Below are 21,866 nucleotides of genomic sequence, written 5' to 3'. Positions count from 1 at the left end.
GAAACACGATGCGAAGCACACTGGTACTCGCGATTATCTTCCTGGGCGCGGCATGGGCACTGGCGCACCCCTATGTCGGAGTACTTCTGTGGACATGGGTAAGCATCATGAACCCCCACAAACTCACATACGGCGCTGCTGTGGACTTCCCGGTTGCGGCTGTGATTGGCGGCGCCACGCTGGTGGGACTGTTTCTTACCAAGGACAAAAAGAATTATTTCCTCTCTGCTCCTGCGATTGCGCTGATGCTCTTCATGCTCTGGATTTGCGTTACCTATCTATTTTCATTTAACCCGAAGGGCAGCACAGATATGTTGGACAAGGTACTCAAGATCGACTTCATGATTCTTGTGGCCCTGGTCCTCCTTAACAGCAAACAACACATCATCGCACTGGTGTGGGTGCTCGTCATTTCCCTTGGGTATTTTGGCGTGAAGGGGGGAATCTTCACCCTGGCCACCGGCGGGAATTACCGTGTCTGGGGCCCCGGGGGGTTCATCGGTGGGAACAACGAAGTGGCACTGGCTCTTATCATTGTCATCCCCCTTATGTATTTTCTGCGGGAACTGGCCGCCAAGGTCTGGCAGCGCCAGGCGTGGCTGGCAGCCATGTCCCTGACGGCTATTGCGGCCATCGGCAGTCAATCCCGTGGTGCCTTGCTTGGCATCGTGGCAATGATGGTGCTGTTATGGTTGCGTGGACGGCAAAAGATTTTTTTCGGAACGCTGATGATTGTGGGCGGCATGCTTCTGGTGTCCTTCATGCCGGAATCCTGGCATGCCCGAATAGACACCATCGGTGAGTACCAGCAGGATACTTCTGCCATGGGGCGTATCAATGCATGGTGGTTCGCATGGAATCTTGCGAAAGCGAATTTTTTCGGTGGCGGATTCGACATATACAATCCTGGGCCATTCGCACTTTACGCGCCGAACCCGCTGGATATTCACGCGGCCCACAGCATCTATTTTCAGGTTCTGGGTGAGCACGGCTTCGTCGGTCTGGCCCTGTTTCTGACGATGTGGGGCCTGACCTGGCGCTGGGCGGGCTGGCTCAGAAAAAATGCAACTGGCAATCCTGAAACAGAATGGGTCGCAGTGCTGGGCAGCATGTGTCAGGTCAGCCTGATTGGCTATGCTGTGGGAGGCGCTTTCCTAAGCCTGGCTTATTTCGATCTTCCCTACAACATTCTGGTGTTGGTCGTGCTGGCGCGCCGATGGGTCGAAGCCCACCAGCGCGAAAAAAAGAACGACCCCCTGGAAATGCCTCAAAAAAATAAAATGCTCGCAGCAGAGACAATCGAAGTTGCCGCTGACTTCAGGACTTCACCACCGTTACACCACAAGAGACCGCTATGACGATGGAGCGATTGAACAAGCGCTCCGGAGAGCCAGGGGAAACGTTACCATTGGTGAGTGTAATTGTGCCTCTCTATAACTGCGCCGCCTATCTTCATCAAGCGCTGGACAGTGTTTTTAATCAGGGTTACCCATCTTTGGAAGTAATAGCGGTCGACGATTGCTCCAGCGATGAAACGGTAGAAATCATCAAATCTTATGGCGATGCGGTCACGCTGATTCAGCAGGATAAAAATGGGGGCGCAGGGGCCGCGCGCAATCGCGCCATGACTGTGGCACGAGGGGAATATATTGCTTTTCTCGACGGCGATGATGTTTGGTTGCCCGGAAAATTGAACCGCCAGATCAGCTTCCTTGAAACACATCCGGATTTCGATGTCGTGTTTGGCGAATTTTATAAGTGGCTACCTGATGAGCATGGGGTTTTTAATCAACCATCGGATTTATATATTAATGAATCCATGGAGTTGGATGAGCGCTTTTCGGGGGGAATTTATCCCGAGATGTTAATCGACTCATACGTCTGGATAGTAACCGCCGTAATGCGCCGCTCGGTTATTGATAAGATCGGTCTGTTTCGCGAAGATTTGCGTAAAGGCGAGGATTATGAATTCTGGTTGAGGGCGTCACGGGCATGCAGCATGGCGAAATTGCCTGGTCAAGCAGCGCTATATCGGCAGCATCCTTCCAGCACCACCGCTAAAATTTGCGACGCAAATTACGAATACATGGTGGTCAAGGAAGCCGTGGAAAAGTGGGGATATCATGGACCGGATGGCCGAAGCGCCAACATCGGAAGGGTGCGCCACAGGCTTGCCGGCTTGTGCTTTGGTCACGGATATCTGCATTTTTTTGGCGGCAAACCGAGCGTCGCAGCGCAGGCTTTTTACAACAGTTTGACCTGGCGACTTTTCCAACCGAAAGCGTTCGTTTATCTGCTGGCTTCCCTCACCAGAGAAATGTTTTCACCCAAGAGTAAATGGTTTGTTAAAAGTGAGCGACGATGAAACTGTATTATTACAAAGCGCCAGGTGGAAATTTCGGGGATGATTTGAACCCGTGGCTGTGGAACAGGCTTATTCCTGAGCTACTGGACGAGGACGATTCGACCTTGTTCGTAGGCATAGGCACGTTGCTCAATCACCGTGTCCCCGTCGCACCACGCAAACTGGTGTTCGGCAGTGGCGCAGGATATGGCGAGACACTAAAACCGGACTCTCGTTGGAAATTTTATTGCGTTCGGGGACCATTAACCGCAGAAGTGCTGGGATTGGACAGGAAGCTGGCTATCACTGACGCCGCCGCCCTGATCGCCCAGGAAGTCCACGCGCCCGAAAGTCGTTCCATTGTGTCTTTCATGCCTCATCATGACAGCATGTCTCGCGCGGACTGGCGCGCCATCAGCGAAGCCGCAGGACTGCACTACATTGATCCGACATCTCCTGTAGAGGAGACCTTGCAGGCCATCAACCGTTCTAAATTTGTTGTTGCCGAAGCCATGCACGGAGCCATCGTCGCCGACGCACTGCGCGTACCCTGGATACCCATAAAATGTTATTCACATGTCCTTGATTTTAAATGGCAGGACTGGTGTTCTTCGTTGGGCATGACGTACAAGCCTTTCGTTTTGCCAGAAATATGGGATGCTGAACGAGGATTGGGTGCCAAGGCTAAGCTGATAAATCAGATAAAGCGCGGAGGCATGAAGTTAAGGATAGGCGCGGAATGGACGCCTCCGCCGCCGCCAAAAAGTTCCGCCGCGCAATTCGATAGCGCTATCCATCAGTTGAAAAAGATTGCGGATGTCGCTAATACCGAGCTAAGCGAAGATCAAATATTTAACGGTGCATTGGAGCGTCTCCAGGAACAGTTATGGCAATTGCGTAATTCCCATCTGCGCTAGAAATTAGGCAATGACGTCCATTGCCCTCACTTGTAACAGGGCTGCACGGCTTTGCGAACTCAAATACAATATGAATATTGTCCTGCACAACTGCTTCAAGATATGGATGGTCTCCAAAATGATGACAAACTGCGTTGGTAGGATAAGGCTCCGACACACCTGCTTAGTGGCTGATATGGCATTTTCTGACTTGAATCCTCTGCCCTTATGATTGCCAGAATAAAAAGAAAAATCGATCGGGCATGGTTTAACTTCCGATGCTCGGACATTTTCAATACACCGCCCATCAAATGCGACCCAGCTAGCGATGTATTGATCGTCAGCCAGTTACACCACCCCGACATGACGATGTTCATGTTGGCGATGAAATCTTTCGCACGCTTCGTCAAGCCGCAGGGCTTCGTCATTGTGGATGACGGCCTGTTGCCGGAAGACCGACACATCCTTTCCAATCACTTTGACACGATTCGTTTCGTACCCAGCAAGGGTGTTCCTGTAGGCGCATGCCCCACAGGCGGTTGCTGGGAACGACTGTTCACGCTAAGCCAGGAAAACAACGATCATTATGTGATTCAACTGGATTCTGACACCCTGACCTTGAGCGAACCGACAGAAATCCTGGAGTGCCTGGCCCAGAAGCGAAGCTTTACACTCGGCACCAGTACAGGCCGCGAAACGGTCGGGTTTAGCGACGCCGCCCGTTTTGCTCACATGAGCACGAGCAATCATGTGCAGTCTCACGCCGAGCGTGCCCTCGCGAACTACCCTGGCCATGAGCATCTCAAATACGTCCGTGGATGTGCCGGTTTCACGGGTTTTGCAAAGGGCCAGTTATTGCCGGAGAAAATCCAGGAATTCTCAACCCAGATGGAAAAGCTGATTGGCAAAGCAAAATGGCATGAATGGGGCAGCGAACAGGTTACCTCGAATTTCATGGCAGCCAATGCCCCGGATTCACTGGTGCTCCCTGTTGAACGTTACCAGTTCTGGAGCCCAAAAGTAGATAACGCGAAAGCCATGTTCGTGCATTTTTTTGGCGAATTCCGGTTCATGGGGGGTATGTACGTCCGCCAGGCTAGGCGCGTTATCCAGCAGCTATCAGCGTAATGTTGTCGCCTTGCCCAATCTGGCCGGTCGATGGCATGACCAGCAATTTCTGATATCCGTGGGCAAAGTTTCAGAGCACTAGGCAGGATCACGCTTAATTCGACACACGTCCTGAACGCACCACCTCCATCGCCTTGATGTTCGCCAGTCTGGCGGCGATGCCGCAGTTATATATTGATTAACTTTTGAGTGCCCACTATGCCTACTGATGTGCAGTCAAGTTGCAGGATATGCGGTAACAAAAGCAATAACACCAAATATTCGGTGCCTGAAATGATGTTTGGCATGAATGAGCAGTTTGATTATCTGGAGTGTGGAAACTGTGGTTGTTTGCAGATAGCCCAGATTCCGGATGATCTTTCACGCTTTTATCCGGATAATTATTACTCGTTCTCAGGATCTCTCAATTCCCGATTTACACTTGCCTCCTTTGCTAAAAAGCGCAGATTTGCTTATTGCATAGAAGGTCGTGACTTAATAGGCAAAGCTCTCACGATCAAATTCGGCAAGCCTGAATTTGCATCTTGGTTTACCAATACACAAACCCGGTTTGCCGACCGTATTCTTGATGTCGGATGCGGTTCCGGGCGTTTATTGCTATCACTTCGGGATATGGGTTTTATTCACCTTGAGGGAATAGATCCATATATCGCGCACGATATCAATTATGATAATGGCGTGAAGATACTTAAAGCCCATCTTCATAGTCTCGAGAGTCAATATGATTTCATCATGCTACATCATTCATTTGAGCACATGGAAGATCCTCAGGAGGTCATGAAACAACTTTTCAGAATAACGCGTCCCGGTCACTACGTTTTAATCAGGGTGCCTGTTGCCAGCTCTTATGCCTGGCGCACATATCGAGAAAACTGGGTACAGCTGGATGCACCCCGCCATCTCTATTTGCATACTGAAAAAAGCATGAAGCTATTGGCAGAGCATGCTGGATTCCATCTCGATCAGGTTGTCCATGATTCATCGCCCATGCAGTTCTGGGGTAGCGAACAATACCGGATGAACATCACGCTTCGCGACCCGAAGTCCTATATGCAAAACCCACAGGAATCACCATTTACCCAACAACAGATTTCGGAATTTCAACAGCAGTCAGAGGAACTGAATCGCAAAGGCGAAGGCGACCAGGCCTGCTTCTATTTTAGAAAACCAGACACTTTAGCGTCATAAATAAAAATAACGCATGATGCATAACAATTTGAATGTTAGAGGCCGTTTCATCAACGGTGCCTTCTGGATGCTCGGTTCAAAACTGACTGAACGTATCCTGGGGTTGGTCAGCACGCTCATACTTGCTCGCTTGCTGCTTCCCGCGGATTTTGGGTTAGTGGCAATGGCAGCCCCAGTTATAGCCCTCGTTGAATTGCTCGGTGGCTTTGGCATTGATGCAGCACTTATTCAACGTAGAGAACCGACACAGACCCACTACAACACGGCCTGGACAATCAACATTATCTTCGGCGTGCTTATTACTCTTTTCTTATGGATTTTAGCGCCTATAGCCGCCAGTTTTTTCCACGAAGCAAGGCTGGAAAAAATTATTTACTGGCTTGCCATCAACAATTTTGTGCGAGGTTTCTCCAACATCGGCATGGTCAAGTTCCGAAAGGAACTGAATATGGCCCCTGAAGTTATCTGGGTGTTATCCAGGAAGATCACGTCACTGGTTGTCGCCACAATTGCTGCATTATTGCTTGGTAGTTATTGGGCGCTCATTTTGGGCATGGTAGGCAGCACCCTGGTAGGTGTAATAACCAGTTTTATTCTAAGCAAATATCGACCACGGCTAACACTTAAAGCATACAAGGATTTGATCGGGTTTTCTTCCTGGTTCCTGTTGCTGAATTTCTTGAATTATCTCCAGTTACGCACCAATGACCTCATAGTTGGGCGCCTGCTGGGCCCTGCACAACTCGCTTTTTATAATGTATCGATTGATATTGCCGTCCCATTTACCGGGGAAGCCTCAAGCATTATCGCTCGCGTTGCCTTCCCAGCCTTTTCGAAAATTGCGCACGACCGTACCAGATTGAGCGACGGACTAGGGGCTGTACTTTCCGGGTTAGCGATTTTTTCGATACCTGCAGGATTTGGAATATTTGCTACCGATAAATTAATTGTATCTGTCCTTTTGGGGGAACAATGGTTTCCTGCATCGGAAATTATCGGTGCACTGGCAATTAGTACTGCAGCACTGGGAATGCTCAGCCATATTTCAGTCGTCTATATGTCCTTAGGTTTCCCAAAACTATCGACACTGGCTTCCGCGGTGAACGTAACGGCCTTAATAGGATTATCTCTCTTGCTAATCCCTAAACATGGCCTGCTAGCCGTTAACTATGTATTCCCATTGAGTGCAGCCGCTTGTGCCATTTCTCATTATTTTATCCTCCGAGTGATCTTGCCAGAATTCAGACTCAAGAATTGGCTACAAGCTTTTTGGCGACCGGTTACTGCCTCACTTGTTATGTACCTGGCGGTAAACGCCTTTATCTCAGTATTCATGAGCGATAGTACACTGGTAAAAATCGCGCTGTTGCTGGGTGCGATCACAGTAGGCGCGATCACCTATGCGGCATCCATTCTTGCGCTCTGGCGCCTGGAAGGTATGCCAGCAGGTTCAGAAAGCCTGATTGTGAACAAAATAAAGGAAATTATCCTTAACTTGAAGAAACGCCATTCCAGCTGAGAAACAGCAACCATGACGATTAAGCCAAATAGGACACGCGAAAGACAACGCCGCATACGCGTTGCCGCGCTCACAACCGGGAAGCGCGACCCATCTGCTCGCTTCAGAATCCGGCAACATATCGGAGCACTGGAAAATTTTGGCATTGATGTAACCGAGCACTGGCCGGTTATTGATAAACATGCCGGTCTGCCTTCAGTCATTGCCGATCACATTCCTGGTTTCACGCGCAATTTTTTTAATACGGCCTGGTTCATTGCAAAAATGAGCGCCCGCATACCAGGATTGGCAAGTACATACACCAGTGATCTCGTCTGGTTAAATCGCGAGCTGACTGTGGGGAAATACACACTAGAACGATTCATCACGAAACCGTTTATCCTGGACATTGATGATGCCGTCTGGTTGGCCAAGCCTCATGGCGTAAGGACGATCGACACCCTGGGACGAAATGCATGCGCAGTAATTGCAGGAAATGATTTTCTTGCAAGCTGGTTTGCGGGCAAATCAAACAATGTTCATGTCGTTCCTACCGCGATTGATACAGACAGATTCAGGCCTGACATAAACCATGTACGAAAAAACAATAAATTTACAATTGGATGGACAGGCAGTGGCGGCAATCTGAAATATTTATATGCCATAGAACCTGCGATTAAACGCATATTGGAGGAATTCGACGCGCAGATCCTCGTAATTGCCGAGACGCCACCTAAATTTGAATCGATAGATCCACGATACGTCTCTTATTGCAAATGGAGTCCATTGAGTGAGTCTGAGGCACTGCGCGATATAGATTTAGGGTTAATGCCCTTACCTGATAACGACTGGACACGGGGAAAATGCAGCTTCAAAATGCTCCAGTATATGAGCACTGGCATCCCGGTCGTAGTTTCACCCGTTGGCATGAACGTACAAGTGTTGGCACGTGGCGACTCAGGACTAAGTGCAGAGTCTGTGACAGACTGGTATGAAGCAATGAAAGCCCTTATAACCGACCGTCAGCGATGTACTGATATGGGGGAAGTCGGCCGCCAAATAACCCTTGAACATTATAGTAATGAAGTCATTTCCAAGCAGTTAGCCAACATCATTCACGGGCTCAAGCAAAACTAATAAGCTTCTGATTTATTGCTGTATCAGGGCAAAACAGCCTGCTGTTTCGCTATGGGCAAAAGCGGCAATATGCCTTGTCGGGCAGACTGCCTGTGTCTGTTACAGGTTTATCCTGATTCTTCCCGGCAGCATCTGCGCCCGTAGGGGAGCTCATTTTGGAATCCAAGCCCTGCCCGGTTTCCTTGGTATTGGGTGTTTCTGAAATGGGTGGCGTGGCCATGCTGCTGCCATCTGCTGCACCGTTCACTTTTTCCTGCTGGGCGGCTACAGGGCTTCCTGCAGACTCCGCATTCGATGCATTTTCCTTGGTGTCATCTGGAACGGGGTCGGGTAGCGGCGGCACCTTGACACCCAGCTGCTCAAGTCGCCGGCGCAACAGTCTGGAGCGCGGGTCTTGCTCCAGGCCCGACTGCGCTGTGTCTATGGCTTTTTTCCGGTCGCCCAGCGCCAGGAACACATCCGATTTGAGCGCGTAGGCCTTGTCATAGTCAGGCTTGAATCTTAAAGCTTCGTCAATTTTAGAAAGACTGTTTGGATAATCCCCCCGTATCTTCAACATGCTTGCCTGCTCGATCAGCAGGACATGAAAGTACGGCCATTTCTTGTCGGCGGTGTTGGTTAGCACATAGCCGATGTCGCCCATGAATTGTTTAAAATAATATTCGCGCTGGATTTGCCCTTGGGCGCGGAAATACCTCTGCTTAGAAATTAGCGCCCAGCAATAGTGGTGTAAATGCGGGTTGTGTGCGGCCATTTCGTACCCTGGCTGTTCAAACAACGCCACGTATTTCTGGAGAGGCCCGTTGCCAGCGCCAAGGTGTGCACCAGGATGCTCCACGAGTATCAGCTTACAGACAGGAGGCAGCAATGCAATATCGGAGGGAGGAACCGGTTCGTCCCTTACCTTAAGTGCGCTTGCCAGCGGTGGCGTGAATGCAGCAAGAACGAACATCAAGAGTAGATGCCGCCTGCCGCGAACGATGATTTGTTCTATTGCCAGTTTCATGTAAGCACTCCTTGACGATTTATCCATGCGGCTCAAAGGATTATAGGTCGGGTTCCAAGCCGATATGCCGTGCTATCGGAAGAAAATACGGTCCCATTCATATGCTCTTGCCAGAGCTGGCCAACCATTGCACTGTGCGGGTTTCAACCTGACCGCGCCAGGTTTGGCTGGAAAATGTATGGTTTGCCTTCTTCACGGTTTCACTGGAAATTCGGGGTGAATGGCAGAGCTTTTTCCAACGTTTGTCGCGTTGTGTCAATGCAACAAATTCCTGCGCGGTGAGATCGTTGCCACTGAGTATAAACAATATTTCTCCCTGGAAGCGTTTTAGCCCATCAAGCATCCGCTCAATGTAACCAGGACTGCCATGCCGGGGGTCGGAGGGCGCGGCGGCGGTCGAGCTCTCCCCTTTTGCGGCACTCCGTGCCGACTTCGACAAATCGCCGACAGATTTGCTCAACTCGATCTTACCCGACAAGATTTTTGTCCAGAAGGAACGCTGCATCAATCGCGACAGGTAGTAATACTTGAGGCGGACGCGGGATGCGCCGGCCTCGGTGTGCACCCAGGGGTTGAGCAGGATGAGGCGACTGACACGCGTGTCCGTGTGCGCATAGTAGAGCGCGGCCGAGGCGGCATCGCATAAGCCCCAGATCGCAATACGGCGCACTTCAGGGGCATGCTTGAGAAAAGTATCGATCGCCGCACGGATGTCGGCATCTATCGCCTCGAAATTCCGCATATCTCCTTCGCTATCCCCCATGCCGCGGTAATCGAAGCGCATGGAGGCGACACCCTGTCCGGCCAATTGGCGCGCGAGCAAGGTGAACTGCCGGTGGCTTCCCGCTCGATACTGCGGCCCGCCGACCACGATGAGCACACCCGTTTCCGCAGGTGTCTCTGGTTGGGTGGCAATGCCTATCAAGCGACAATCGGCGCAGTTGAAAACGATCGCTTGCTCGGTATATTTCATATGGATCTACTAATAGCTTCTGTTGTCGCTTCTATCAGGCTTGGACATTCGGTTATTTCCTGCGTCACCCAAAAAGGTTCGCCTGATAAAGTACGGGTGTGTACCGTCACGCCGGCAGCCCGCCAGGCATCGACGATGCGCTGGCTGGCAGGACTCGCGGATTCGCCCTCCTCCGCCCCGACCTCAAGCCATTCTACCGGGCAAGGTGACGGTATATCCGCGAGTTTCACGCGTGCGAGGTCCCGAGCCATGGCGCCACCTAACATGTACCCTCCCACCTCGATGTTTTCACCGGCTTCCAGTTTGGCACGCAAATCCTTGGTCCCACTCTGAGCCTGATTACCGCTAAGCATCTCGCTTGCGAGCTTGATGCGCAGAAACTGGTTCAGGTACTGTTCGCCGTTGACGACGGGTTGCCAAAGTATCAGGCGCTTGATGCCGGGAAGCGCGCTCGCCAGTTCGACGGCCAAGCTCGCCCCGGTGCGCAGGCCCCATAAAATGATCGGGCCAGTAGCCTTTGCAGATAACCACGCAAAAGCGCGGCGCGCATCGGCTAGCCAGGTCTCCCATGTAGCGTCACCGAAGTCGCACGCGCTGTCGCCGCAGCCGGTCAGATCGACTTGCAACACGGCGTAGCCTTCGGCAGCAAAACGGCGCGCTTGCAGGGCGGCCATGCGGCGAGACTTGTGCATTTCTTCCGCGAAAGGATGCAGGTAAAGAATGCCGCCTTTCGGCGCTATGTGGGAGGGATAGAGATGAACACAAAACAGCGCGCCACGTTCGCCGCTCAGAAAGAAGGGCTCCATTTCAAAGCCAGCTTGCAGCATGGTCAACTTTTCAGTTTTCCATCCACGAATTCGACCAGGCTACCCAACGTGGCAAAGGTTTCGGCGCTGATTTCGTCGTCATCCACGGTGAAGCCGAAGTGCTCTTCCAGCGCCGTGAGAATAGTGACTACCGCCATGGAGTCAAGTTCGGGCAGTGCGCCGAGCAAGGAGGATTCTGCGGTAAGTGAATCGGCGCGTTGACCGAGTTGCAAGGATCGGGCTAGCAGACGCTTGACATCAGATTGGATATTCATGGCTTATAGGCGAAAAAGTTGATGAAGAATGAGATACCATTCAGAGGCATTAGTCTATTCCATTTGAGTTAAACTCGTCACTGTGAATCGTCGCGCCAACTCCAAATCCGAAGTCACGTTCCACCCTATGGAAGCAGATGGGGCGAACTATCCCAAGGCAGCCGTACCGCTCTTGCCGCCTTTATCCTGGCAGGGGTGGCCGGGTCGCAAGCATGCTGCTGGATCGGCCTTTCTCCAGGGCGCTGAATATTTCATTCAAAGTCGTTACGCGCTGGCGGAGGCAATGCGCCGTGCCGGCGTGCACGCGGGGTTAAAAGTTTTGCTGCCGGCCTTTCACTGCCGCGCCATTGTGGAGCCGGTGTTGTATCTCGGTGCTGAGCCTTGCTTTTATCCGGTACGCGCGGATTTGCGCCCGGATTTCTCGGCCTTGTCCTCCATGATAGGCGGAGATGGCGCACCCGTGGCGGCAATGGTCTTGACACATTATTTCGGTTTTCCCAATGACCTTGATGAGGCGGAACGTTTCTGCGCGGCGCATGATATTGCGCTTATCGAGGACTGTGCACATGCGCTGTATGGCCGGGCCGGCGAGCGGTTGTTAGGCACAGTGGGCAGCTATGCCACTGCCAGTGTGTGGAAGTTCTTGCCGGCACGCGATGGCGGACTACTGCTGGATAACACCGGCGGGCAGCCCGCACACCGCTCGGCTCAGCCCTTGCTCGCTGAAGCCAAAGCGTTGGCGGCAATACTGCAAGGCTGGAGTAGACGCATTTGGCGACGCAGCAGCTTGCCCGTCATTGAACCCTTTGCGCTTTGTGAACAGGCTAAACATGTTGCTGCACAGCCAATGGTTCGCGCATCCGAATCTGGTCTAAAAGAATTCTCTCCCAAGCTGGCCGAGATGGCGGCGCTACGCTCGTCGCGCTGGATTATGGCTCATGCCCCGCATGAGCGTGTCGCAACCCGCAGACGTGCAAATTATCTGCAGTGGCTGGAAGGCATGCGATCAGTGTCCGGCGTAAAACCTATCTTCCCCCATCTGCCGGAGGGGGTTGTGCCTTACGCTTTTCCGTTGCTGATCGACCCTGCAGGCATGGGCTTTCACCGGATTAAAACAGCAGGGATTCCGCTCTGGCGCTGGGAGGATATGGCGGTAACGGACTGCGCGATCTCCCGCGATTACCGGATCAGGCTTTTGCAGTTACCATGCCACCAGGAATTGCGTGAGGAAGAACTCGCCTGGATGATACACACCGTGCAAACATTGCTGACGGCGCCCGACTAATGAGCTGGCAAATCAGTCCTTTGGCAAACGGACTCGGCCAGTGGCGGAGCGCATGGGACGACTTGAACAACCGTCTCTATGGCGGCCATTCATTTAGCGACAGCCGCTTTGTAGAAGCACTCTTGCGCTATTTTGGCAAAGGCTCGGAGCTGTTATGCGTGCATCGCACGGGAGCGAAGATCGATGGTTTGCTGATCGTCTATCCCCGCCGTGCTGGTGTGTGGTCGCAGTTCGTGCCGGATCAGGCACAATCTGCACCTGCACTCCTCGAGAGCACCGACCTGCTTAAGGATTTGTTTGCGGCCTTGCCCGGACGAGCATGGTCCATAGAACTGCTGTGCCAGGACCCCCTTTTTGCCCCCCCAGACTTGCTCCAGGAAGTTTCTACATCACGCCCGCTACCTCATGCATTAACTATGAATGTTGAGGTGAAGGGCTCATTCGATGAGTACTGGAAAAAACGGTCTAAAAATCTCGTCAAAAACATGCGCCGCTATGAGCATCGCGTCAACGATGAATTTGGGACTGCCGAATTGCGGATATTGACTATACCCGGCGAAATGCACGATGCGATCGCGCGCTACGGTGAACTGGAAACCAGTGGCTGGAAAGGCCAGTCAGGCACAGCAGTCAACATTGAAAATACGCAAGGCCAATTTTATGCTGATATCTTGGGCAGTTTTGCGGAAACCGGGCAGGCCACAGTAGTCGAGTATTGGCTGAATGAAAAACTGGCCGCATCCAGGTTGCTGGTTTCAACTCGCGATTTAACGATCATTCTCAAGACGGCCTACGACGAGAGCCAGGCGCAATTCGCACCGGGGCGCTTGCTTCTTAAGGACTATCTAGAGCGTGCCTTCGCGGAGAAGAAAGTCAGCACGGTGGAATTCTATACCGATGCCACGCCGGATCAGCTCGCCTGGGCGACAGGGCAGCGCCATATCTCGCATGTCATGTTATTTCGGTCAGCCCATGAAGCGCGTATGCATGATGCCTACCGGGCAATCAAGAAATTAGTTTCAGGGATTCGCAGCAAAGCACGTGAGTCCGACTTGAAGCATAGTCCAGGCCCTGTACTTGAGTTTCAACGTCACGAAAAAATGTCCCAACTGCCGTCTAGCTGCGAAGCCTTGTTTCATGGGGGTGAACAGGAAAGTTTCGATCTGTCAGCGGACTGGTTCAAATTATTGGAAGCCACGGTATTCCCTGAAAGCAGCATCCGGATTTACGTGCTGCAGCGAGACGGAAAAGTGCGGGGGGTTTTACCACTTCTTTCCAAGCGAACGATGATGTGGCTTAGACAGGCGAAAAGTCTCTCAAATTTTTATTCGTCGTTGTACCGTGTACTACTCTCTCCCGATGTGACTTCCGATGAGTTGGCAGGCTATCTGCGCATGATTTTGAGGGATGCTCCTGTTGATATGCTGCAGTTCGATGCGATGGACCCTGCGCATCCTACGTTTGAACTCCTGGAGTCTGCCATTCGGCAGGCCGGCCTCAGGCCGTACCGTTTTTTTGATTTTGGCAACTGGCATTTGCCGGTACACGGCCGTTCATTCCAGACGTATTTCCAGGGGCTGGCCTCCCAGGTCCGCCATACCATCCGGCGCCATGAAAAAAAGCTTTTTGCGCTTGAGCGCGGCAGGCTGAAAATTGTGACCGAAAATGATGGCCTGGAGGAAGCGATTGCAGCCTGGCACAAGATATATGGCCGCAGCTGGAAGGCCGCCGAGCCGTTTCCGAAGTTTGTTCCGGAACTGATCAGGATGTGCGCTGCTCGTGGTTGGCTGCGTATGGGGCTCGCCTACTATGACGGCGAGCCGATAGCAAGCCAGATCTGGATCGTGAGCCACGGCCGAGCCGCCATTTACAAACTCGCCTACGATGAAAAATTCGCACACTTGTCGGCCGGCACGATACTCACCGCTCATCTCTTGCGCCATGTACTAGACGTAGACAAGGTGAAGGAGGTGGATTACCTGATTGGCGATGATGATTACAAGAAGGACTGGATGAGCCACCGGCGCGAACGCTGGGGAATTGTGGCTTACAATTCTCGAACCATCAGAGGGATAATCGGAATGACAAATGAAATATCCCGTCGATCAATCAGGACGGCGTGGTGCCACCTGAACCATATTCTGGCCACCTTTAAAGGCAAGGCCAAAAATTCCTGCAATATCCATGGAGGCGGGCATGCTGGTCCATGAATTGATCCTTCATCATACGGGCGCGGTGTCCCGGCAAATCGCTTTGCGAGATGGCGGGCAAGAGATCACTTTTGCGGCTTTGGCAAATGAAATCGCATACGCAGCCAATCTATTCCTCGGCCTGGGCATGGACCGCCGGGACCGCGTGGCGGTTTACATGGACAAGCGCATCGATACGGTTGTGGCGATGTTCGGAGCGGCGAAGGCCGGCGGTGTATTCGTGCCGGTCAATCCGCTGCTCAAGCCTGAACAGGTCGCGCACATTCTGAAAGACTGCAATGTCCGCATACTTGTCACCACCCCCGAGCGGCTGGCATTGCTGCAACCGGTGCTGGCGGGTTGCCACGATTTGCGCTGCGTGGTGACGGTCTCCGCTCAGGCGACGCTGCAGATAGCGGGCTTAAGCTGCGTGAACTGGGCGGAGCGGGCCACGGCGCCCCAACGGGCCGCGCATCGGGTGATAGATGGCGACATGGCGGCGATACTCTACACCTCGGGCAGCACAGGCAAACCGAAGGGCGTGGTACTGTCCCATCGCAACCTTGTCGCGGGTGCGGAGAGCGTATCGCAATACCTGGAAAACAGCCCGGAAGACCGCATCCTCTCCGTGTTGCCGCTGAGTTTCGATTACGGCCTGAGCCAGCTCACCACGGCCTTTCGGGTTGGCGCGTGCGCGGTATTGATGAATTACCTTTTTCCACGCGACGTGATTCGCGCGGTGGAGCGCGAGAAAATCACGGGGCTGGCTGCCGTACCGCCGCTGTGGGTGCAGCTCGCACAACTGGATTGGCCTGCCGGGATTGATGAGCATTTGCGCTACATCACCAACTCGGGCGGCGCGATGCCGACCAGCACGCTGGCGGCGCTGCGTGCCAAATCCCCCAGAACCAGGCCCTACCTGATGTACGGCCTGACCGAAGCGTTTCGTTCGACTTATTTGCCGCCCGACGAGGTGGATCGCCGCCCAGATTCCATGGGAAAGGCCATTCCCAACGCCGAGATTATGGTGGTACGGGAAGACGGCACGCCCTGCGCACCGGGCGAACCGGGCGAACTGGTGCATCGCGGAGTACATGTGGCACTTGGTTACTGGAACGACCCGGAAAAGACGGCGGAGCGTTATAAGCCCGCACCAGGCCAGCCGGCGGGGCTACCCATCGCCGAGATGGCGGTTTGGTCGGGAGATACCGTGAAGATGGATGACGAAGGCTTTCTGTATTTCATCGGCCGCCGCGACGAGATGATCAAGACTTCCGGCTACCGGGTGAGCCCGACCGAGGTGGAGGAAGTGATTTACGCCACCGAACTGGTAACGGAAGTGGCGGCGGTAGGGGTCGCTCACCCGGTGCTGGGGCAGGCCGTGGTGCTGGTGATTTATTCGCTTGGCAAGGACGGATCGGTGAGCGAAAAACTCATGGCAGAATGCCAGCGGCAACTGCCGGCTTTCATGGTTCCGGCCCGGATTGTCAGCCGCGATGAAGCGTTGCCGCGCAACCCCAACGGCAAGATTGACCGCAAGAAACTGGCCGGCGAACTGGCTGAAATGTTCGAGGAGAATCCATCGTGAACAGTCCTGCCCGCCACGCCCCGAATTTGTTGTTCCCGATAGTGGATGACTGCCTGCAAATTGGCGGCATGCCGCTTACGCGCCTTGCCGAACGCGCCGGCAGCACGCCTTTTTACGCTTACGACCGCAGACTGATTACGGAACGGGTTGCCCAGTTGCGTGCAGCGCTGCCGCCAGACATTCATCTGCATTATGCGATCAAGGCCAACCCGATGCCGGCTGTGGTGCAGCACCTGGCCGGACTGGTGGATGGTTTTGATGTCGCGTCTGTGGGGGAACTGAAAACGGTGCTGGATACAAGCATGCCGCCTGACAACATCAGTTTCGCCGGTCCCGGCAAAACTGAGACAGCGCTGCGCCAAGCTGCTGCGGCCGGTATTGTGGTCAATCTGGAATCGGAGCGGGAAATGGAAATTCTCGCCCAGGTTGGCGCGTCTTTGGGGCTTCGACCCAAGGCGGCGGTGAGGGTAAATCCGGATTTTGAGCTGAAGTCTTCCGGTATGAAGATGGGGGGCGGTCCCAAGCAGTTCGGTGTGGATGCCGAGCGGGTGCCAGCCATGCTGCAGCGCATGAAGGATTTGCCTGTGGAATTTTACGGCTTCCATATTTTCTCCGGCTCGCAGAATTTACGCGCCGAGGCCATCATGGAGGCGCAGCGCAATACTTTCGATCTCGCGCGGCGCTTGTCGGCTAACGCGCCGGGCCCGGTGAAGCTGCTTAATTTGGGCGGCGGATTCGGGATCCCCTATTTCCCCGGCGAGCAGCCGCTCGATCTGGATGCCGTGGGGGAACACTTGGCCGGGTTAATGCCGGATGCGCGGCTAAATTTTCCTGAAGCCGAATTTGTTATCGAACTGGGGCGCTACCTGGTCGGCGAGGCAGGTATCTATGTGAGCCGCGTGATCGAGCGCAAGGTGTCACGCGGGCAGGTATTTCTGATCACCGATGGTGGCTTGCATCATCACCTCGCCGCATCCGGCAACTTTGGTCAGGTGATCCGCAAAAACTATCCTGTGGTAGTTGGCAACCGGGTGGCGCCCGAAGGCGCCGCGGAACTCGCTTCGGTAGTCGGGCCGCTTTGTACGCCGCTCGATGTGTTGGCGGACAAGATGGCGTTGGGACACGCTCGCGAGGGAGACTTGATCGTGGTGTTGCAGTCTGGGGCATATGGGCTTACAGCGAGCCCCACGGTGTTTCTGGGCCACCCCGCACCAGGAGAGGTGTTGGTATAAGCTACACGCGGTTACAGAAGGGACTCAACTGGCGTCTTCGCAAGCTACTTGGAGATCACGCGGTAGATCGTTTTCTGATCAAGCTTGCCCAACGTTGGCGACCCATGCTCCAAAATCCGGTTTTCATTGGCATCACGGGCAGTGCCGGCAAGACCACGACAAAGGAACTCTTGCTAGGAATGCTTTCCCGACAAGGGAGAGTGATCGGTAATTACGAATCTTTTAACAAGGTCGAAGAGGTTGCAAAAACGATTCTGAGCGTGCGCCCAACGCACGATTTTTGCGTGTGCGAACTGGGTGCCGACAAACCAGATTCACTGAACGAATCGCTTATTATGTTGCAGCCCGGCGTTGGAATCGTCACCTTGATTGCAAATGACCATTTGGGAGCCTTCAGCTCGCGCGACGCAATCGCTCAGGAGAAGGAAAAACTCGTCGTTTCCCTGCCGTCCACAGGGACTGCCGTTCTTAATGCAGATGACGAGCTTGTCCTTGCCATGGCAAAAAACTGTGCTGCCAGAGTCATGACGTTTGGCATTTCAGAGCACGCCGATGTCCGCGCTGAGAATATCGGTGCAGTTTGGCCGGATCGATTGGGATTCACCCTTGTGCATGGCGCTGAACGCATGGAAGTCCAAACCCGGCTTTGCGGATCGCATTGGGCCACCTCGGTGCTGGCGGCGATTGGCGGCGGACTCGCAGCAGGCATGACCCTCGACGAGTGCGCCGTGGGAATCGCGAGCGTTGCACCTTTTGAAGGCCGTATGCAACCTGTGACGACTCGCGATGGAGTGACGTTCATTCGAGACGACTTCAAAGCCCCCCTTTGGACGATGGACTCGTGCTTCGAATTCATGAAGGCGGCACGAGCCAGGAGAAAAATCATCGTCATCGGCGAGCTTTCAAGTGTCGGTCCCAGAAAAGAGTTGAAGTACGCCAAAACCGCGAAACTCGCCCAGGAAATTGCGGATGTGACGATATTCGCTGGCCCATGGGCTTCTGGTGCTCTCAAGGCGCGCAAGCCTGGTGGAGAAGACGCGTTGCGAGTGTTCTGCCACGTCCGGGATGCTGCCGAGTACATCAACTCAATCACGCGCGAAGGTGATCTGGTCTTGCTAAAGGGAACCAACAAGCAGGACCACCTGCTTCGCATCATCATGGCGCGCGCAGGGGAAATCGCCTGCTGGCGAGACGACTGCAAACGGGATTCATTCTGCAATCAGTGTCTCGACAGAACAAAACCTTCTGGCGCGCCTGCCTCGGCGCCGGCCATGATCGTCTCGGATACGGCGCTTCAAGTTCCGCAGTCTGACCTGTACACCGTCGCCCCCAGCGAGCAGGTGATCATCGGTCTTGGCAATCCCGGGGCTGAGCATATCGGTACGCCACATAACATCGGCTATGAGGTGGTGGACCACCTCGCTTCATCATTGGGGCTCTCTTGGGATGATGCTCCCGAGGCCCGGATCGCACGCGGTTCATCGCAAGGCCGAAGCGTGTGTCTAGTCAAAATTCAGATGGCCATGAACCTTACTGGCACGGGGCTGAAGCGGCTGTCAGAATATATGGCGTTCGGCCCCGAACAGTGCATTCTCGTCTATGACGATCTCGACATACCGCTCGGCTCCGTCCGCACCCGATTGAGCGGCAGTGCCGGAGGGCACCGTGGCATCGCCTCCATACTGGAGGCGTTCCAAACCGACGCATTCCGACGGGTAAAAGTCGGTGTGGGGCAAACAGAGGCAAAACTCAATCGCGTTGAATATGTTCTAACTGCCTTTGATGCGGCAAGCCGTGCAGCCGCTGACCTGGCGATCAAGGCTGCCCATGCGCGCGTAATCGAAATGCTGGCAGATCACCCTATAATGCGTTGACCCACGGGTGAGCCTGCAAGTTGGCGTGGCACTTTAGAAATTCACGCGTCTCCTCCGTCAACAATCCGTGGCCATGAACCTGGGCGATTTCCGTACCACCCATATCATTCAGCTCTAAAATGAGGGGGCCTTGGTCGGTCAAGGCGAAATCCCAATGTTGTATTTTCATCAACGGAAAAACGGCTCCGCCGTGGTGGCAGGCTTCCAGAATCTTGCTCCAGCCAGGCAGACGAAACCCTTCGACAGACCGGCCTGAAATCGGGTGTTTCGGCAACACTTCGGTTTTGGGCCAGAATCCACCGATCATCCTGCTCACCTCGCCGGTCGCAAGATCGACGTCTGCCAGCATATTTCCGTACTTCCCGAGACTGAAATTGTCCACATGATTGGGGGGAACGGCAATTTTCCAGATTGCACGGATCGGCTTGACGCCATCTGCGCCGTTGAGGCATATAACCCGTACACCACAGATCGCCGACCAGTTTGTAAGCGCATGGATTTCTGGTGCGAGCTTGAATGAATCTTGAAACAGGAAACCGCACTCGGGTTTGTGGAAGCGGTGGTCGACGGTCGCATCGAGACGCTTCAGGAAACTATCGACCGGCATCGAGCCGCCATCAAGCAGGTTCAGGCTATCAGTCGCAGGGTCATAGCCGGCAAGATAAGCAGATCCAAACCCTTGCTGCGAGTACGCCGGCTTGCCAAACAGCGGGAAAACAGAGGGGTCACGGAGAAAATCGCCCGCAGCTTCCTTGCTCTTGAGATGCAGGCCGAGCGTCTCTGAAATACGTTCCGCACGATGGAAGCAGGCCCGAATCGGGGCAACGGGCAATCCTGCCGAACCTGCGATCACCATGAACACGGATTTGTCCCACGCCGGAAGGACGGCAATCCTTGGGTTGAGGGCGAGACTGAATTTCTGTTGCAAGCGCCAGCCGAGGAAATCCTGGGCGCCACGCCCCATCAGGTAGTCGTCATCGTACAGCTTGTACCAGTAGTAATCTGATATTCCGCACTGCCCTCCGGTGTGTTTCAAGGCCCGAATTTCGCGAAGCTGGGTAAGAAAACTCTTGCCGGTCTGTTGTTGTGCCAGAGATGCCCATTCCCGGTACTCGTCGAGACTTTGCGCGATGCGGCTCAGCCTGCTTCCCTTTTCATTTTGCATTGGTCATCCCTCTCAATATGGCACAGATAATTCTGAATATCGTGCCTGAATGATGCGTCAGGTGTTCACGAGTAATTCTTTGATGGTCGCATCAAGGAATGGAGTTCTTCCGAGGAATTGCGGTACGCCAAGATCCGCTTCGGTATTCAGTTCCATTAACACAGGCCCCTGGCGGCAGAATGCAATATCCCAGTGCTGTAATTTCAAGCCGGGGAAATGCACTGCGGCCGACAAACACATGCTCGTTGCCTGTTGCCAGTCGGGCAGATTTTTGCCGAGCAACTCCTGTTGCGTATCCGGGTGGCGGGGCACTTCGGTCCCGTTTGGCCACAGGCCAGACACAATGCGCTCAATGGAACCGGTATTCTTGTTCACCCAAGCCAGCAGATTTCCGGATTCACCCATGCAGAAATTGTCGGTGATGTTGTGCGCACGCGCCATCTTCCAGAATGCCATGTGTATCTTCGGTCCCTCTTTCGTCATCGCAACGATGATCCGGACACAGCTGGTGGTGCTGCCAATCATTGCTTGAACCTCCTCATGAGGTTGCAGGCATTTTTGAAACAACATCCCGCGATACTGCCTGGTCAGGCAACTTTCCAAGAGATCGGCAAAAAATACTTTTTCCCCCCGGACGTCGATGAAACACCTTAACGGGGCATCGTAGGAAATGAGTGAGTATGTTCCGCGCCCAAAACTGCCATGTATCGGCTTTATGAATACAGGAAACTGGAGGGAATGGAGAAGAAAATCCTCGAGATCCTTTTCGCTATTGAGCGATAGCTCACTACCTATACAGCGCCTGTTCGGTGAGTAGGTGGCGAAAGTATCAGGTATCGGGAACCCGTAATGCTGAAGCAACGCATAGTTAAGAACTTTGTCATTGGCAGTAGCTCGCCAGTAATCGTGGTTCAGATTCTTGTCGATTTCATAACTTGCCTTCCAGCCGACACAATCAAATTTTTGTCGGCCGGAGTAACTTTTGTCGTCGAAGACGCCAAGCTCGTAATACTCTTCAATACCAAGATGACGTTCATGGGAAGACAAGCGCGCGATTTCTGACAGCTGTTGGAAATATGATTTCCCAGTCTGTTTTTTTACCAAAGACGCATAATTCAGTAACTTTCCAAGCTTAGACATCTTCATCACATCTCCCACGTAGCTTGCATCCGGTTTTTTCTGCTCGAAGCTTGAATCCAAATTGATTCCAGAGTCTGTGCGCAACCGCACACTGTAGCCATGCGGTGCCGCTGTGAATTACCGAACAAGCGGATGAGCGACT

At 53.4% G+C, this 21,866-nt stretch carries 18 protein-coding genes; 12 read left to right on the top strand and 6 right to left on the bottom strand.

What is annotated here, in order from left to right; all coding sequences use genetic code 11:
- The first annotated feature begins 8 nt into the window (after nucleotides 1-8).
- The 7 genes from SKTS_RS07475 (at nucleotide 9) to SKTS_RS07445 (ending at nucleotide 8,191) form a co-directional block, all read left to right on the top strand.
- On the top strand, nucleotides 9-1,358 hold the full coding sequence (locus tag SKTS_RS07475; protein WP_173062595.1) for a putative O-glycosylation ligase, exosortase A system-associated: 1,350 nt from the start codon (nucleotides 9-11) through the stop codon (nucleotides 1,356-1,358).
- Nucleotides 1,355-2,365: a glycosyltransferase family 2 protein gene (locus SKTS_RS07470; protein ID WP_173062592.1), complete on the top strand. Its 1,011-nt coding sequence runs from the start codon at nucleotides 1,355-1,357 to the stop codon at nucleotides 2,363-2,365. Before SKTS_RS07475 ends, SKTS_RS07470 begins: the two co-directional genes overlap by 4 nt.
- Nucleotides 2,362-3,261: a polysaccharide pyruvyl transferase family protein gene (locus SKTS_RS07465; RefSeq protein WP_173062589.1), complete on the top strand. Its 900-nt coding sequence runs from the start codon at nucleotides 2,362-2,364 to the stop codon at nucleotides 3,259-3,261. The genes SKTS_RS07470 and SKTS_RS07465 overlap by 4 nt, the downstream gene beginning before the upstream one ends.
- A gap of 207 nt (nucleotides 3,262-3,468) precedes the next feature.
- Nucleotides 3,469-4,368 (top strand): class I SAM-dependent methyltransferase, encoded by a 900-nt coding sequence (locus SKTS_RS07460; protein ID WP_173062586.1) that lies wholly within the window; start codon nucleotides 3,469-3,471, stop codon nucleotides 4,366-4,368.
- Between the two features lie 285 nt (nucleotides 4,369-4,653).
- Complete coding sequence (locus SKTS_RS07455; protein WP_173062583.1) at nucleotides 4,654-5,556, top strand: class I SAM-dependent methyltransferase; 903 nt, start codon at nucleotides 4,654-4,656, stop codon at nucleotides 5,554-5,556.
- 13 nt (nucleotides 5,557-5,569) lie between these two features.
- Nucleotides 5,570-7,075 (top strand): lipopolysaccharide biosynthesis protein, encoded by a 1,506-nt coding sequence (locus SKTS_RS07450; RefSeq protein ID WP_173062580.1) that lies wholly within the window; start codon nucleotides 5,570-5,572, stop codon nucleotides 7,073-7,075.
- Between the two features lie 12 nt (nucleotides 7,076-7,087).
- Nucleotides 7,088-8,191, top strand: a complete 1,104-nt coding sequence (locus tag SKTS_RS07445; RefSeq protein WP_173062577.1) for a glycosyltransferase family 4 protein — start codon at nucleotides 7,088-7,090, stop codon at nucleotides 8,189-8,191.
- 49 nt (nucleotides 8,192-8,240) lie between these two features.
- On the opposite strand, the gene SKTS_RS07440 is transcribed toward SKTS_RS07445, so the two are convergent.
- The 4 genes from SKTS_RS07440 to SKTS_RS07425 all read right to left on the bottom strand — a co-directional run bounded on the left by SKTS_RS07440 (nucleotide 8,241) and on the right by SKTS_RS07425 (nucleotide 11,251).
- On the bottom strand, nucleotides 8,241-9,197 hold the full coding sequence (locus SKTS_RS07440; RefSeq protein WP_173062574.1) for a tetratricopeptide repeat protein: 957 nt from the start codon (nucleotides 9,195-9,197) through the stop codon (nucleotides 8,241-8,243).
- A 97-nt stretch (nucleotides 9,198-9,294) separates the two neighbouring features.
- Nucleotides 9,295-10,170, bottom strand: a complete 876-nt coding sequence (locus tag SKTS_RS07435) for a hydrolase 1, exosortase A system-associated (protein ID WP_173062571.1) — start codon at nucleotides 10,168-10,170, stop codon at nucleotides 9,295-9,297.
- Nucleotides 10,167-10,997 (bottom strand): hydrolase 2, exosortase A system-associated, encoded by an 831-nt coding sequence (locus tag SKTS_RS07430; RefSeq protein WP_244617504.1) that lies wholly within the window; start codon nucleotides 10,995-10,997, stop codon nucleotides 10,167-10,169. The genes SKTS_RS07435 and SKTS_RS07430 overlap by 4 nt, the downstream gene beginning before the upstream one ends.
- A 2-nt stretch (nucleotides 10,998-10,999) precedes the next feature.
- On the bottom strand, nucleotides 11,000-11,251 hold the full coding sequence (locus tag SKTS_RS07425; RefSeq protein ID WP_173062568.1) for an acyl carrier protein: 252 nt from the start codon (nucleotides 11,249-11,251) through the stop codon (nucleotides 11,000-11,002).
- Between the two features lie 82 nt (nucleotides 11,252-11,333).
- On the opposite strand from SKTS_RS07425, the gene SKTS_RS07420 reads away from it, so the two are divergent.
- The 5 genes from SKTS_RS07420 to pth all read left to right on the top strand — a co-directional run bounded on the left by SKTS_RS07420 (nucleotide 11,334) and on the right by pth (nucleotide 19,419).
- Nucleotides 11,334-12,536 carry a DegT/DnrJ/EryC1/StrS family aminotransferase gene (locus tag SKTS_RS07420; RefSeq protein WP_173062565.1) on the top strand — a complete coding sequence of 401 codons (1,203 nt, stop codon included), beginning with the start codon at nucleotides 11,334-11,336 and terminating at the stop codon, nucleotides 12,534-12,536.
- On the top strand, nucleotides 12,536-14,746 hold the full coding sequence (locus tag SKTS_RS07415; protein WP_173062563.1) for a GNAT family N-acetyltransferase: 2,211 nt from the start codon (nucleotides 12,536-12,538) through the stop codon (nucleotides 14,744-14,746). The genes SKTS_RS07420 and SKTS_RS07415 overlap by 1 nt, the downstream gene beginning before the upstream one ends.
- The gene (locus tag SKTS_RS07410) at nucleotides 14,733-16,313 is read left to right on the top strand and encodes an acyl-CoA ligase (AMP-forming), exosortase A system-associated (RefSeq protein WP_198420445.1); all 1,581 of its coding nucleotides are present in this window, start codon (nucleotides 14,733-14,735) and stop codon (nucleotides 16,311-16,313) included. The genes SKTS_RS07415 and SKTS_RS07410 overlap by 14 nt, the downstream gene beginning before the upstream one ends.
- Entirely contained in the window at nucleotides 16,310-17,545 is a 1,236-nt protein-coding gene (locus tag SKTS_RS07405) for a pyridoxal-dependent decarboxylase, exosortase A system-associated (RefSeq protein ID WP_173062557.1), read from the top strand. The genes SKTS_RS07410 and SKTS_RS07405 overlap by 4 nt, the downstream gene beginning before the upstream one ends.
- A gap of 104 nt (nucleotides 17,546-17,649) precedes the next feature.
- Nucleotides 17,650-19,419, top strand: a complete 1,770-nt coding sequence (pth, locus tag SKTS_RS07400; RefSeq protein ID WP_173062554.1) for an aminoacyl-tRNA hydrolase — start codon at nucleotides 17,650-17,652, stop codon at nucleotides 19,417-19,419.
- Here pth and SKTS_RS07395 read toward each other — a convergent pair.
- Together SKTS_RS07395 and SKTS_RS07390 are read right to left on the bottom strand one after the other, a co-directional pair.
- Nucleotides 19,406-20,584 carry a sugar-transfer associated ATP-grasp domain-containing protein gene (locus tag SKTS_RS07395; RefSeq protein ID WP_173062551.1) on the bottom strand — a complete coding sequence of 393 codons (1,179 nt, stop codon included), beginning with the start codon at nucleotides 20,582-20,584 and terminating at the stop codon, nucleotides 19,406-19,408. The genes pth and SKTS_RS07395 overlap by 14 nt on opposite strands.
- 57 nt (nucleotides 20,585-20,641) lie before the next feature.
- Nucleotides 20,642-21,784, bottom strand: a complete 1,143-nt coding sequence (locus SKTS_RS07390; RefSeq protein ID WP_173062548.1) for a sugar-transfer associated ATP-grasp domain-containing protein — start codon at nucleotides 21,782-21,784, stop codon at nucleotides 20,642-20,644.
- Between the last annotated feature and the right edge of the window lie 82 nt (nucleotides 21,785-21,866).

Source organism: Sulfurimicrobium lacus (assembly GCF_011764585.1).
Classification (GTDB): domain Bacteria; phylum Pseudomonadota; class Gammaproteobacteria; order Burkholderiales; family Sulfuricellaceae; genus Sulfurimicrobium; species Sulfurimicrobium lacus.
The sequence above is the reverse complement of the archived record's forward strand: the minus strand, read 5'-3'. Positions and strand labels throughout refer to the sequence as shown.